Genomic DNA, 13344 nt, shown 5'->3' on the forward strand with positions numbered 1-13344 from the left:
GAGGCGGACGCAGATGGGTTCGAGCAGGAAGGCCCGATGCCCGGCGGGCGGACGGAGCGCGGCCACCCGCAGGGGGGTGCTGCGCTCCGTCTTCGCCGTCGGGGTCGTGGCCGGAACAGGGGCGGCCTGGGAGCCGATCGTCGCCGCCCGCGGCCCGGAGAGCCGCGACGCCACCGAAGCCGCGAGGCCGGGGGAGATCACCGAGACGTACCGGGGGCGGACGATCCGGGTGCGCGCGGACGCCTCCCCGGGCGGCACGGCCGAGTCCGGCGTGCGGACCGTGAGCGCCGGCCTCCACCCCGAGGCCAGCATCGACGGCGCTGCCCTGCACCTCATGCGCCGGGCCGACGGGAGCTACCTCAGCGCGGTCACCCACTACGAGTCGCATCCGACACCCCTCGCTGCCGCGCGCGCCGCGGTCGACGTCCTGGGCACGGCCCGGCTGTCCGCCGCGCCCCACAGCATCTGACCGAAGGACAGGTGGAAGGTGTACACGCGAAAGAACCAGCGCGATCTCACCCGGAGCGAACGGAAGCGGTTCGTCGACGCGGTGCTCACGCTCAAGCGCTCCGGGCGGTACGACGACTTCGTGGCGACGCACCGCGAGTTCTACGTCACCGACGGGGAGGACCGGCCGCGCGCGGCACACATGACCCCGTCGTTCTTCCCCTGGCACCGCCAGTACCTGCTGGAGTTCGAGCGGGCACTGCGGGAGGCCGACCCGACGGTCTCCGTGCCTTACTGGGACTGGACCCTGGACCGCTCGCCGGGAGGACCGCCGTGGACGCCCGACTTTCTCGGCGGCAACGGGCGGGAGGGGGACCGGCAGGTCACCACGGGCCCCTTCGCGTACCGGGAGGGGAACTGGCCCGTCAGCAACGGCGTCACCGACGACCTGTTCCTGACCCGTGACTTCGGCCGGCCGTCCGATCCGGTGGCCCTGCCCACCGCGAACGACGTGCGACGAGCGCTGAACGACCCGCTGTACGACGCCGAGCCGTGGAACAGCGTCAGCCGCACCGGCTTCCGCAACCGGGTGGAGGGATGGGGCATCCGGGGGGCGCGTGCGATCAGCAACCACAACCAGGTGCACCGCTGGGTCGGCGGCGTGATGGCGGGGGCCGGCTCACCGAACGACCCGGTCTTCTGGCTGCACCACGCGTTCATCGACCGGCTCTGGGGCCGCTGGCAGAAGGCCCATCCGGGTTCCGGCTATCTGCCCGCCCGGGAGCTCACCGGCGACGATCCGCAGCGCGGCCGGGTGTTCGCCCGCAATGAGCCGCTGCCGCCCTGGGGGGTCGCGCCGTCCGGGCTGCTCGACCACAGCCGCGTCTACCGCTACGCCTGACCCGGACGTTCTCCGGCGGGCGCCGCCGGACCGCACGGCGGCCGGTCTCCCCTCCGGGGATGAGGAGGGGAGACCGGCCGCCGTGTTCGGGTTCGGTCAGTGACCGTACGCGTCGTGGTCGCCCTCGTAGGCGTCCTCGTGCTGGAGCGGCTGCGGGGCCGAGCCGTTGACGCAGGTGTTGCCGAAGGCCGGGTTGAGCAGGCCGATGACGTTGATCGTGTTGCCGCAGACGTTGACCGGGACGTGCACGGGCACCGAGATGATGTTGCCCGAGACGACACCGGGGGAACCCGCGGCGACCGCGCCGGCACCGGCGTCGGCCGAGGCGAGGCCGGCGCCGCCGGCGATGAGGGCGCCGGTTCCCGCCAGGACGGCGGCGACCTTCGTGATACGCGACATCAAGAACTCCTATGGAAGAGCGTTTCGTTGTGGAGCTGCGGAGCCTTCCGGCCCCGCACTGACTGACAAACGCCGGGAGCGGCGGGCGGTAACGGATCAGTACGGAAGTTCTGGGTACGGCTCCGCCGGATGGCTCAGCGCCCCGCCCCCGTCAGCGCGGTGAACCGCTCGTGCCAGTCCCGCGCCGCGGGGAAACGTGCCTTCACCGTCCTGGCCGCCCGGTCCCGCGTGGCCACCTGGGCCGCGCGCAGCCGCAGCACCGGTTCGAGCCCCGGCCGGGACAGCAGCAGCCGCTGGTTGACCACCGGGACCGGCTGCCAGTAGCTCTTGTACTGCTCCGAGCCGCGCAGCAGACTCAGCGTCCGCCGCCCGTCGGCAGCAGCCTGCCGCGAGACCTCGCGCAGCAGCAGGGTCGCCACGTCCACCTTCCGCTCCCGCAGCAGCGGGTGGGCGCCGTACAGGTAGCAGCCGGTCAGCGGACCCGCGTGCAGCGACAGGTTCGCCGCCAGCACCTCCCCGTCCAGCAGGAACTCCGTCAGCGTGGCCCCGCCGTCGCGGACCATCCGCCCCGCGGCGTGCGTCAGATGAGCCGCGAAACGGGGACGCAGATGCTCGGGGTTGCCCCCCCGCCCGCTCCACTGCAACGCGTGCAGCCGCAGCAGATCGCCCACGGTCGCCGGAACCCGCTCGACCGGCACCTCCCGGCACACGACGCCCAGCGCCTCCACCTTCCGGAGCTTGGCCCGCACCCGCTGGGCCCGGGAGCCCGACATCTCCTGGGCCAGCGTGGCGAGCGGCGCGGCCGGCAGCTCCATGCAGGTGGAGTCCGTGAGCCGGACGCGGGGTCCGCTCCACCCGGTGAACAGCCGCTGCGCCAGGGCGTCGGGGCGTACCTCGCGCAGGTCGACCACGCTGGAGCGGGCGGCCCGGTGGAGCCCCCGAGCCAGGGCGTCGACCACCGATCCGGTCTCCGCCTCCCCGGACTCCTCGTCGACGAGGATGTCGAAGAAGTCCGAGATCGCGCCGCCCATCGGCATCAGCACCGGCATCGGCCGGTGGGCGAGCAGCAGCGCCGCGGCACCGGCCAGCCGGCCGCCGCGCCGCACCAGGACGACCCGGAGATTCGTGTCCTGCCCGTACGACAGCCACCAGGAGTGCAGCCAGGCGTGGCTCTGGAACGGGGTGGCCGACGGGCAGCGGCGGTGCAGGGCGTCCCACTCGGGCCCGAGCGCGGCGAACTCCCGGCCGTCCCGGCAGAGGGTCACGCTCAGGGAGCCCTTCGGCAGGGGCGTCATCGCGCGGGCTCCCGCTCCTCGGGCAGGAGGGACTCGGCCTCGTGCGCGGGCCCGGGTACCGGGGCGGCCTGAGCCGGCGCCGGGTGCTCCTCGGGGCGACGACGGACGAGGAGCAGCAACCCGCCGACGAGCCCGCCTGCGCTGCCGCCCACGGCCGCGGCGAGCGGCACGGAGGGCGAGACCGGGTCGCTCGGCGCGACGGCGTGGGTGAACTGGATCAGCTTCACCCCGGTGTCCTTGGAGACGTGGCCCCCGCTGACGATGAGGGCCTCGACGACGGCGTCAGCGATCTCCGCCGCCTGCCGGGCATGCCCGGCGGTGCCGGTGACCGCGATCATCGGCGAGTCCGGAGAGGTCTCCGCCCGCACGTGCCCCCGCAGCTTCCGCAGGGGTTCGCCCGCCGCGCCCTGCGCGTAACCGAGGGTCGCGTCGCCGGTGGCCAGCCGGCCGTACGACTGCGCGTACCCGAGCGCCGCCGCCGGGTCGGTGGTCTTCGTCGCCGCGACGGTCATCGCGTACCCGGTGGCCTCGTAGGACTTCGGCGTGAACAGACCGTAGGAGATCCCGCAGGCGGCACCCAGCAGGGCGCAGGCGGGCAGCGGCCACCAGACGGGCGTACGCAAAGCGGAGCGGAGCCTGCGGATCCGTCCGGGAGCGGCCTGGTTCTGGGCGGGGGTTTCGGTCATGACTCTGCTCTTTCCGGGGGACGGGACGTGGCGAGGACGTGGCGGTACACGTCCATGAGGTGGTGACTGCTGCGCCGGATGTCGTACGCGGCGACGGCGGCTGGCGGAGGAAGGCGCTGGGGGCCGAGATCCGCCAGACTCCGCAGGGCAAAGGCGAGTTCGGTGGGATCGCCGGAGATCCGGCGGGCGCCGGGGGCACTGCCGGCGGGCAGGTCGTCGAGGGCGGGACAGGCCTGGTGCAGCACGTGCAGGCCGGACGCGAGCGCCTCCACGGCGGCCAGCCCGAACGACTCCTCGCGGGAGGCGGAGACGAACACGTCGACCGCGCCGAGCACCGCCGGCACGTCGGGGCCGGGTCCCGAGGCGCCGCACGCTCCGAGGAACCGGACGCGGTCCGCCGCGCCGAGCTGCCCGGCCAGGGCCCGCAGCGACGCGAGTTCCGGCCCCTCCCCGGCGAGCACCAGCCGCACGCCGGGCAACGCCGCGACGGCCCGCACGAGGACGTCGAACCGCTTGCCCGGCACCAGCCGCCCCACGCCCCCGACCACGAAGGCGTCCTGGGGGAGGCCGAGACGGGCGCGGGTGGCGCGCCGGGACTCCGCGTCGAACCGGAACGCCCGCGCGTCGATGCCGTTCGGCACCAGGTGGATGCGTTCCTCGGGCACGCCCCACTGCCGCAGCCGGTCGGCCACGGTGGGGGAGACGGCGACCGTCGCGGATCCCAGCCGTTCCGTACCCAGGTAGAGCGCGCGGGTGCCGGCGGTCAGCGGGCGGCCCTCGATCTCCGCGCGCCCCAGGGAGTGTTCGGTGGACACACCGGCGCGGACCCCGGCCAGCCTCGCGGCGATCCTCCCGTAGACGCAGGCCCGGTAGAGATGGGTGTGCACGAGGTCGTACGCCCCCTGACGTACGAGCCGGGTGAGGCGGCCCACCGCTCTCAGATCGCGGTTGCCCGCCATGCCGAGGTGCGTGACGCGCACCCCGTCGGCGCGCAGCCCTTCGGCCACCGCCCCGGGATTGGTGAGCGTCACCACGTCGCAATGGGCCGGCAGGTGACGGAGCATCAGGCGCAATTGCTGTTCCGCGCCGCCGATTCCCAGACCCGTGATGACATGCAGGACCTTCATCGGCGGACCTCCGCGGGCGGGCCCGAGGGCACCGGTCCCGAAGGCGTGCGGCCCGCCCGGTGGCGCATGTGGTGCCGCAGCTCCTTCGCGCGCAGCCGCAAGCCGTGGTCGGCTTGGCCGACATGGGTGCGTGGCAGAGCGAACTCCCCCACCAGCGCGCCGGGTCGCAGGGCGCAGGCATACGCGTAGCCCGCCTCGCGCACCGAGTCGAGCACCCGCTGGTCGGCGTAGCCGTACGGGTGGCAGAAGCCCTGGGGAAAAGTCCCGGTGAGCTCCCGGACGAGCTCGCGGCTGCGCCGGGTCTCCGCGTGGAGCTCCTCGTCGGGCAGTGCCGTCAGGTCCCGGTGGTAGAGGCCGTGGGAACCGATCTCCATCCCGGTGCGCGCGAGCCGGCCGATCTGCGCGTGGGTGAGGAGCGGCTTGCGCGGGCCCTCCGGGTCCCACTCGTTGGTTCCGCCGTCGCGTCCGGGCAGGACGAAAACGGTGGCGGTGAAGCCGTACCGGCGAAGGACCGGCAGGGCCTCGTCCACGAAGTCCGCGTAGCCGTCGTCGAAGGTGAGGCCCACCAGTCCGCGCCTGCCCTCGGCGTGCGCGCGCAGCAAAGTCCCCACCGGCACACCCGTCAGCCGGCGGCTTCGCAGCCAGGCCAGTTGGGCGTCCAGTCGTTCGGGGGAGACGGTGATCCCGTACGGGTCGTCCGTGGGGTCGCCCACCGAGTGGTAGGTCCAGATCCACGGCCGGGCGGCGGCCGGGCGGGGGCGGGCGGAGCGGGGCGCGGCGACTCGCGCCGACGGGTCAGTTGCCATGGATGAACCTCTGTCGGGTCAGGGCCAGCAGATGGACGACTTCGGGAACCCGGCACACGCGTCCGGTGAGGAGAAAGACGGCGGGTACGAGCACGCATCCCGCCGCGAGGTCCAGGAGGGGGTCGACCACGACGCCCGCCGAGGCCCAGCCGGCCGCGGCGGCGACGGCGGCCGGTACTGCCAGGCGCAGGAGGGAGAGGCTCACGGCCCGTACCTCGATGGCGACAACCCGGGAACCGAGCCCCTGGAGGAGGAGCGCCGCCGTGACGGTGATCCCCACCGCGTTCGCGGCGGCGATGCCGAGAACGCCGTAGGAGTACGTCACGGCGAACCCGGTACCGGTCGTCACGACCAGTCCGGTCGCCATCGCGAAACCGGGGTACCAGGTGGGGCGCCCGGAGGAGAAGAACGGCCGGCCGAGCGCGCCGACCAGGCAGTGGCCGAGGAGGCCGAGCGCGTAGACCCGCATCACCTCGGCGGTGGCCCGGGTGTCCTCGGCGCCGAACGCCCCGCGCTGAAAAAGGACTTCGATGATCTGCGGGGCGTACCCGATGACCATCGCGGAGCCGAGCAGAACCACCAGCGCGGCCAGCGCCAGATCACGTTCGACCCGCAGCCGGGCGCTCTCCCGGTCGCCGTCCGCCATCGCCTGCGCGACCACCGGGAAGGTCACCGTGCAGATCATCAACGACAGCACCATCGGCATCTGTGCGACCTTCTGCGCGTAGTTCAGATGCGAGATGGATCCGGCGGGCAGGGTGGAGGCGAGGAACCGCTCGACCAGGACCTGCGCCTGACGGCTCACCACGAAGAGCAGCACGGGTGCGAGCACGGCGGCGCCGGGCAGTCGCGGGGCGGGGCGGGGAGCGCCGGACACGGCGGTGCCGTCGGCCTCCGGGAGCTTCGCGGGCTTCGAGCGCCCGCCGCGCTCGCGGGTGAGCACCCGGGAGCAGAAGGAGGGGCCCTGGACCACGACCATCAGTACGCTGCCGGCCGCCACCCCCACCGCCGCGGCCCGCACCCCCCACACCGAGTGCAGCCCCAGGGTCATCGCGATGATGCCGACGTTGTACGCGACGTAGACGGCGGCCGGAGGACCGAAGCTCCCGTGTGCCCGCAGCGCCGCACTGAAGTATCCGGTGACTCCGAAGGTGAGCACGGTGACGGCGGTCAGCCGGGTGCAGTCCACGGCCAGCCCGGGATCCGCCAGGCCCGGGGCCAGCATCCCGACCACCCAGGGAGCGCCCGCGAACAGCAGCGCGGCACCCCCGGCCAGCAGGGTGAAGAGCTTCGGGAGCGTTGCCGCCACGAAGGCGCGGACCGGTTCCTCGGGGGGGCCGAACGGCCCGGCGGTCCCGGCCGGGACCGCGCGGCGGGCGAGCACCTGGCTGAACGCCGGGACCAGCAGCAGCGCCATCCCGTCCTCGATCAGCAGCGTCGCCGCCATCTCCGGGACGGTCCAGGCGACCAGGAACGCGTCGCTGTCGCCGCCCGCACCGAAGAAGTGGGCGACGGTCTGGTCGCGCAGCAGCCCCAGCACGGCACCGATCAGCGTCAGCCCGGCCGTCGCGGCGGCGGCGCGTGCCAGGAACCGCGGCAGTACCGCGGAGGTCCGACGCGGTGCCGCCTCCGCGGTGACGACGGCGTCACCCGTCGACCCCCCGGTCACCGGCACCCCCGGCTCCGGATGGGGTGCCCGGCGCTGCGCCGCCACTCCGGGCCCGCCCACTCCGGGCCCGCCCGCTCCGGGCCCGCCCGCTCCGGGCCCGCCCGCTCCGGGCGGCGGCCCGGCGGAGGGGCCGGCGCCGGTCGTGGTGTCGCTCACGCGCCGGCCGCCTCGTCCGGGACGCTCAGCGCCCACCACGCGCCCAGTCCCAGCACGACTCCCGTGAGCACGGTCGTGGGCCCGCCGATGTCCGCGTACAGGAAGTCGATGGTCTGCCACACCACCAGCCCCACCGCCACCAGCCCGCAGTCGATCGCGCCGGCCCGCCGGCGGCGGGCGAGGAAGAGGGCGCGCACCGACGCCACGAGCACCGCCAGCCAGCCGCCCACGACGGTGACGAACCCGATCAGCCCCTGCTCTCCGAGGACCAGCAGATACATGTTGTGCGGGGACAGCAGAGCCTGCCTGCGGAACTTCTGCCCGGCCCCCTCCGTGTCGCTGCCGGAGGACAGACCGATCGAGGCGTGGCCGTCGCGGAACTCCGGGAATGCCTTGAGCCCGACGCCGGTCGCCGGCCGCTCACGCCACATGCTCCCGGCGGCCTCCCACAGGGCGTACCGGTCATTGACCGAGCGGTCGGGGGCCCGCGCCACGTCGGTGACGCTGGAGAGCCGTTCCCGGACCATGTCGGAACCGATGCCGAATCCACCGACGACGACCACCGACAGCGCGCCCAGGACGAGCAGCGACCGGGTCGCCGTGCGCCGCCCGGTCAGCGCCACGACCGTGAGCGCGGCCAGCGCCGTCGCGATCCACGAACCCCGGCTGAAGGAGACGGCGAGGGCCACGACCAGTCCGGCGGTGACGAGGAGCGTGCAGGGACGCAGCCAGCGGCGCGCCGGGGCGGGCGGGCAGAGCGCGTACGGTACGGCGGCGAGCATTCCGTACGCGACGACGGTCGCCATGCCCATGATGTCGCCGGGGCCGAACGTCCCGACCGCGCGGACCTCCTCGCCCATGTAGGAGGCGCCGGTGCCGGTGGCGAACTGGCGGACTCCGACGAAACCCTGGATCACGGCGAGCAGGACGAGCGCCGCGGTCAGGAACCGGAAGCCGCGGGCATCGCGGATCGTCAGGCACACGGCGAGCGGCACGAGGACGAAGACCTGGAGGTAGCGGACGAAGCCGGGGAGCGCCGTCACCGGGTCCGAGGCGGTGACGGTCGCCACGGCGAACCCGGTGACCGCCAGTCCGGCCACGAGCACCGCGCCCGCAGGCAGGGGGCGTACCCGACGTGCCAGCAGCCGCCCCAGGCAGCACAGCACGGCCACGCCCGACGCCAGGTCGGCCGGAAGCGCCCCCCGGGAATCGGGAGTTCCGGCGCCGGGCACGGGGAGGGCGAGCAGCAGGACGGTCGCCACCAGCGGCAGCAGGGTCCAGAGGTCCAGCGCCCCCGCGGCGGGCCGGACGGGCGGTGCCGTCTTCGCCGAGGGGGCCGGGGGCGCGGCGGGCGCGTGCGACGCGGCGGGGGCGGGTGCGACCGGGGCGCCGGTCGTGGGGGGTGTCATGCTCAGCTGCCTCCGCACCGGAAGAGGGAGAGGACGGTGCGGGCGAGCACGCACACGTCCTGCCAGAGTGACCAGGTCTCGATGTAGCGGTTGTCGAAGCGGGCGCGGTCCTCGATCGAGGTGTCGCCGCGCAGACCGTTCACCTGGGCGAGCCCGGTGATGCCCACGGGCATGCGGTGGCGCGCCTGGTAACCAGGGTGGATGGTGCTGAACTGGGCCGCGAAGAAGGGGCGTTCGGGGCGAGGGCCGACCAGGCTCATGTCCCCGCGCAGCACGTTCCACAGCTGCGGCAGCTCGTCCAGGGAGGTGCGGCGGAGCGCCTTGCCGACCGTACTCATCCGCCGGTCGCCCGCGACGTTCCACCGGGTCGCCGACTCGTGGGCGTCGGCGGCCCGGAGCGTACGGAACTTCAGAAGGGTGAACGGCCTTCCGTGCAGGCCGAGTCGCTCCTGCCGGAAGAGCACCCCCGGCCCGTCGCAGAGCCGTACCGCGCACGCGCAGGCCAACAGCGCGGGGGAGGCCGCGAGCAGGGCGACGGAGGCGAGGGAGATGTCCATCGCGCGCTTGACCGCGTGGGAGAGGGGGCGCCGGCGTGCGGCCAGCAGGCGGTGCGCGGAGTACCCCCACAGATGGTCCGGACGCGCGGGCCGGTGCTCCGGCATCGCGCCGGTCGCCGGAGGCTCGATCAGCCACATGCGGCAGCCGTGCCCGGTGAGGAAGGCGAAGAGGTCGGTGCCCTCTGGGGTCGCCGCCGGGTGCTCGGTGAACAGCACGTGCCCCACCCGCTTGCGTACGACGGTCCGGCCCACCTCCTCGCGCGTGCGCAGCACCGGAGTCCTGCCCGCCGCTCCGTCGTCCGCCGCCGGGCCCGCGTCCGCCGCGCGCAGCGCGACCCGGCCCACGGTCCGCAGGCCGTACTCGGTGCGGTCCCGCAGGGCGGTCGCGGCACTCCGGGCGAGCGGCCCGGACCCCACGACGAGGGTCGGCCGGGGGTGGCGCGCCGCGGCGCGCGCACCGGCCCGGTACAGCACACCGCGTGCGACGCAGCAGAAGAGCGTCTGCACCCCCACCGCGCAGAGCAGCGTGGTCCAGCCGATCGCGTAGCGGGTGTCGTACGTGGTGAGGGTCTCGGCGGTCACGAACCACTGGAGCAGCGTCAGCCCGAGGACCGCCGGGAACTCGGACGCCGCGGAGCGGGACAGCCGGGGCCGGTACAGGCCGCGGGAGGAGTGGAGCAGCAACTGGGCGGTGGCCTGGACCGCGAGGACGGCGACCGGCCAGTGCGGAGCGGGACCCACCGCAGGGGCGAGGCACGCGACGAGCCCGTCCGCACCCACGAGCAGCACGGTCAGCCGGTGCCGGCAGACCTGCCGGACGACCGGCTCGGAGTAGCGCCGGACCGGTCCGCCGCGTGGCCGATGGACGGTGGAAGAAGCAGGGGGCAGCGTGGTCCCCCGGGCAGTGCCCGGGAGTGATGCACTCTCCGTCGTCATCGCTCGGTGCGCTCTCTCGTCATGGTGCCGGACGGGTGGACAAGTTCCTGATAGAGGCGGGTGACCTCCGAGGCGGTCCTGCGCACGTCGAAGACCGCACGCGCGTGGAGCTGGGCGGCGCTGCCGAGTCCCGTACGGAGCGCGGGGTCGGACAGCAGTGCGGTGAGGGCGGCGGCCAGGGCCGCCGGGTCGTCCGGCGGGACGAGGCAGTGGGCGTCCTGCCCGGGCGGCAGGCTCTCCCGGGCGCCGGCCACGTCGGTCATCACCACCGGTCTGCCGCACGCCATCGCCTCCAGCGGCGCGAGGGCCATGCCCTCCCACCGCGAGGGCAGAACGACGACGTCGGCCGCGTGGATCCAGGGGCGGACATCCTCCGCCGCTCCGGCGAACAGCACGTCCGCCGGGGCCGCTCCGCGCAGCCGGGCCTCCTCGGGTCCGCTGCCCACCAGGGCGAGACGACCCGCCCCGGGGCGCATCGCGCGCCACGCCTCCAGCAGGACGTCCTGGCCCTTCTGCCGGCTCAGCCGGCCGACGCAGACCAGCAGGGGCGGCCCGTCGGGGAGACCGAGGGCCCTTCGGGCGGCGCCCCGCTCCCTGAGCCCGGCCGGCCGGAAGCGGCTGAGATCGATGCCGTTGTGGATGACCGACCAGTGGGCCGCGATGCCCGCCCGCTCGCCCGCCCGGCGCTCGCAGTCGCTGACGCAGAGCACCCTGTCCGCCCAACGGGCCCCGAAACGCTCCCACTTCACCGCGGAGGCCGCGGTCCCTCCACGTACCGCCTCGAACGACCAGGCGTGCGGCTGGAACACGGTCGGAATCCGGCCGCGTACCGCCATCCGGCCCGCGAGGCCGGCCTTCGCGCTGTGCGCGTGCACCAGGTGCGGGCGGTGCTCCCGGACCAGGGACCGGGCTCCGGCGATCTCGCGGGCCAGCCCGAGGCCGGGGTCGCGTACGGCCCGCCATCCGTGGACCTCCGCCCCCGCGGCGGACGCCAGCGCGGCCAGCGGTCCGTCCGGAGGACACCCGACGACGGGCCGGAGCCCGGCGCGGACCTGCGCCCGCACGAGATCGACGACGACCCGGGCGACGCCGCCCTCCACAGGCTGAACGAGATGAAGAATCTTCAACAGAATTGCTCCGGGGTGACGTTCTCGCGGCGCCTTCGGCAGTTTTCGTACGCACCCCCCACATGGCCGGCCGGAAAAGCCGTATGGCCGATCGAGAAGGTGTGTACGTGCGTTCTGTGTGGTTTCCGGCGAGCGGTCCTGAGCGCGCTCACCCTTCCGGGCAGGGTGGTTCGTGTCGCGCTTTCGCGCGAGAGTGGAAAATGGGTTAAACCGAACTGCACTTTGACAGACTGTCAGCCGCAATGCGTGGATGACTCGCTCGTGCGACAGGCCGCGCCGGACCCGAATGCCGCACGTCGCCGACCCGTCCGCATGCTCGGAGCGCCGGGATCCCGCATGCGCGGAAACGTTCCGGCGTGATGCGGGGCGGTGCTTCCTCACCCTTTCGCCCGAAGGGTGTTCCGCTTGTCCGCCCGGCCTTTTTCGTGCAGGGCCTTTCCGGCGATGCCCTTTCCGTGAGAGGGATGCGGAAAAGGGTTCGTGCACGGCGTGCTGTTCGCACTCGTGACGCCGACTGTGCCGCGTGGAGTGGAGCCGGTCCATTCGGTCGAACGTCCCGGACGCCGATTCGGGAAAGTGCTGTCACGGTTTCACCCTGCACGGCCGGGCGCCGTTCACGGCGGAGCACCGGCCCGGCGGAACCGGAAGGAGCCGGGCCGCGTCGTCCTCCGGTGGGACCCGCGACCGGAGGCGGGAGCCCCACGCCGGACCGGGACACTCCGGCACCCCGCTCGCGGCGTTGGCGATCTCGTACGGACCGAGGAGAACGATGCGACCGGCAGAGACCCCCGCGCCCCCGGGCGTTCCGCAGGCCGTCGTCCCGACCGCCCCGGCCTGCCGGAGGTGGTACGGCCCGGGGCGCGGGAAGACGGGCGCCGTGCTCGCCGCGGTGGTGGCCGCGCTGCTCGCCGCGCCCCGGCTGGTACCCAACACGCCTGGCCGGATGGGAAGTCTGCTGGAGACCCTGCTGCCCTGGCTCGGCCTCGCGGTGCCGGTACTCCTCTGTGCCGGGCTGCTGAGAAGAGAGCCGGTGGCCGTGGTCGCCGCGCTGCTGCCCGCCCTCGTCTGGGGCGTCCGGTTCGGCGGTCCCTTCCTCACGGGGACCGACGACTCCGGCGACCTGGTCGTGGTCCAGCACAACGTCAGTGACGAGAACGCCGACCCGGCGGGGACGGCGGCGGCCCTGAGCCGCAGCGGGGCGGGGATCGTCGCGCTGGAGGAACTCACCCCGCAGGCCCTGCCGGTGTACGCGCGGGCGCTCGCGTCACGCTTCCCGTACCACGGAGCGAGTGGCACCGTGGGGCTCTGGTCGGCCCATCCCCTGACGGACGTGCACCCCGTGGACATCCGGCCGCACGGCATCGCCGAGGGCTGGAACCGGGGCCTGAGGGCCACCGCGCACACCCCGTGCGGCGACCTCGCCGTGTACGTCGCCCATGTGCCGTCCATCCGCCTCGGCGCGACCGGCCTGCGCTCCGGTCCCCGGGACGAGAGCGTCGCCCTCCTCGCCACCGCGATCCGGGACGAACCGCAGGCGCGGGTCCTCCTGCTCGGCGACCTCAACAGCACCGTGGACGACCGGGGGCTGAGCCCGCTCCGCGCACACCTGGACGCCCCCGGCTCCGGAGTCGCGTTCAGCTGGCCCGCGTCCTTCCCGGTGGCCCGTATCGACCAGGTCCTCGCGCGGTCCGTCCACGTCACCGGCATCCGGACCCTTCCCGCGACCGGCAGCGACCACCTGCCCGTGGCCGCGTACGTCGACTTCGGGGGCGCGGGCGCTGAGTAGCCGTACCCATGCGGACGGAAGCCGCCCCGCGCAACCATGACGG

12 protein-coding genes are annotated in these 13344 nt (G+C 74.1%); 3 read left to right on the top strand and 9 right to left on the bottom strand.

What is annotated here, in order from left to right:
* The first annotated feature begins 13 nt into the window (after nucleotides 1-13).
* Together ACFZAX_RS10270 and ACFZAX_RS10275 are read left to right on the top strand one after the other, a co-directional pair.
* On the top strand, nucleotides 14-469 hold the full coding sequence (locus ACFZAX_RS10270; RefSeq protein ID WP_390960573.1) for a tyrosinase family oxidase copper chaperone: 456 nt from the start codon (nucleotides 14-16) through the stop codon (nucleotides 467-469).
* Nucleotides 470-487: 18 nt separating this feature from the next.
* Nucleotides 488-1348: a tyrosinase family protein gene (locus tag ACFZAX_RS10275; protein WP_390960575.1), complete on the top strand. Its 861-nt coding sequence runs from the start codon at nucleotides 488-490 to the stop codon at nucleotides 1346-1348.
* Between the two features lie 96 nt (nucleotides 1349-1444).
* On the opposite strand, the gene ACFZAX_RS10280 is transcribed toward ACFZAX_RS10275, so the two are convergent.
* The 9 genes from ACFZAX_RS10280 to ACFZAX_RS10320 form a co-directional block, all read right to left on the bottom strand.
* Entirely contained in the window at nucleotides 1445-1747 is a 303-nt protein-coding gene (locus ACFZAX_RS10280; protein ID WP_390960576.1) for a chaplin family protein, read from the bottom strand.
* Nucleotides 1748-1881: 134 nt separating this feature from the next.
* Nucleotides 1882-3042 (bottom strand): GNAT family N-acetyltransferase, encoded by a 1161-nt coding sequence (locus tag ACFZAX_RS10285; RefSeq protein WP_390960577.1) that lies wholly within the window; start codon nucleotides 3040-3042, stop codon nucleotides 1882-1884.
* Nucleotides 3039-3728: a lipopolysaccharide biosynthesis protein gene (locus tag ACFZAX_RS10290; RefSeq protein ID WP_390960578.1), complete on the bottom strand. Its 690-nt coding sequence runs from the start codon at nucleotides 3726-3728 to the stop codon at nucleotides 3039-3041. Before ACFZAX_RS10290 ends, ACFZAX_RS10285 begins: the two co-directional genes overlap by 4 nt.
* Nucleotides 3725-4855 (bottom strand): glycosyltransferase, encoded by a 1131-nt coding sequence (locus ACFZAX_RS10295; RefSeq protein ID WP_390960580.1) that lies wholly within the window; start codon nucleotides 4853-4855, stop codon nucleotides 3725-3727. Before ACFZAX_RS10295 ends, ACFZAX_RS10290 begins: the two co-directional genes overlap by 4 nt.
* Complete coding sequence (locus ACFZAX_RS10300; protein WP_390960581.1) at nucleotides 4852-5661, bottom strand: polysaccharide deacetylase family protein; 810 nt, start codon at nucleotides 5659-5661, stop codon at nucleotides 4852-4854. Before ACFZAX_RS10300 ends, ACFZAX_RS10295 begins: the two co-directional genes overlap by 4 nt.
* The gene (murJ, locus tag ACFZAX_RS10305; protein ID WP_390960582.1) at nucleotides 5651-7486 is read right to left on the bottom strand and encodes a lipid II flippase MurJ; all 1836 of its coding nucleotides are present in this window, start codon (nucleotides 7484-7486) and stop codon (nucleotides 5651-5653) included. The genes ACFZAX_RS10300 and murJ overlap by 11 nt, the downstream gene beginning before the upstream one ends.
* Nucleotides 7483-8895, bottom strand: coding sequence for an O-antigen ligase family protein (locus ACFZAX_RS10310; RefSeq protein WP_390960583.1), 1413 nt, complete (start codon nucleotides 8893-8895; stop codon nucleotides 7483-7485). Before ACFZAX_RS10310 ends, murJ begins: the two co-directional genes overlap by 4 nt.
* A 2-nt stretch (nucleotides 8896-8897) precedes the next feature.
* Nucleotides 8898-10388 (bottom strand): exopolysaccharide biosynthesis polyprenyl glycosylphosphotransferase, encoded by a 1491-nt coding sequence (locus ACFZAX_RS10315; protein ID WP_390960584.1) that lies wholly within the window; start codon nucleotides 10386-10388, stop codon nucleotides 8898-8900.
* Entirely contained in the window at nucleotides 10385-11515 is a 1131-nt protein-coding gene (locus tag ACFZAX_RS10320) for a glycosyltransferase (RefSeq protein ID WP_390960585.1), read from the bottom strand. The genes ACFZAX_RS10315 and ACFZAX_RS10320 overlap by 4 nt, the downstream gene beginning before the upstream one ends.
* 769 nt (nucleotides 11516-12284) lie before the next feature.
* On the opposite strand from ACFZAX_RS10320, the gene ACFZAX_RS10325 reads away from it, so the two are divergent.
* The gene (locus ACFZAX_RS10325; protein WP_390960587.1) at nucleotides 12285-13301 is read left to right on the top strand and encodes an endonuclease/exonuclease/phosphatase family protein; all 1017 of its coding nucleotides are present in this window, start codon (nucleotides 12285-12287) and stop codon (nucleotides 13299-13301) included.
* Nucleotides 13302-13344: the final 43 nt, after the last annotated feature.

Source organism: Streptomyces sp. NPDC008125 (genome assembly GCF_042957125.1).
Lineage (GTDB): Bacteria > Actinomycetota > Actinomycetes > Streptomycetales > Streptomycetaceae > Streptomyces.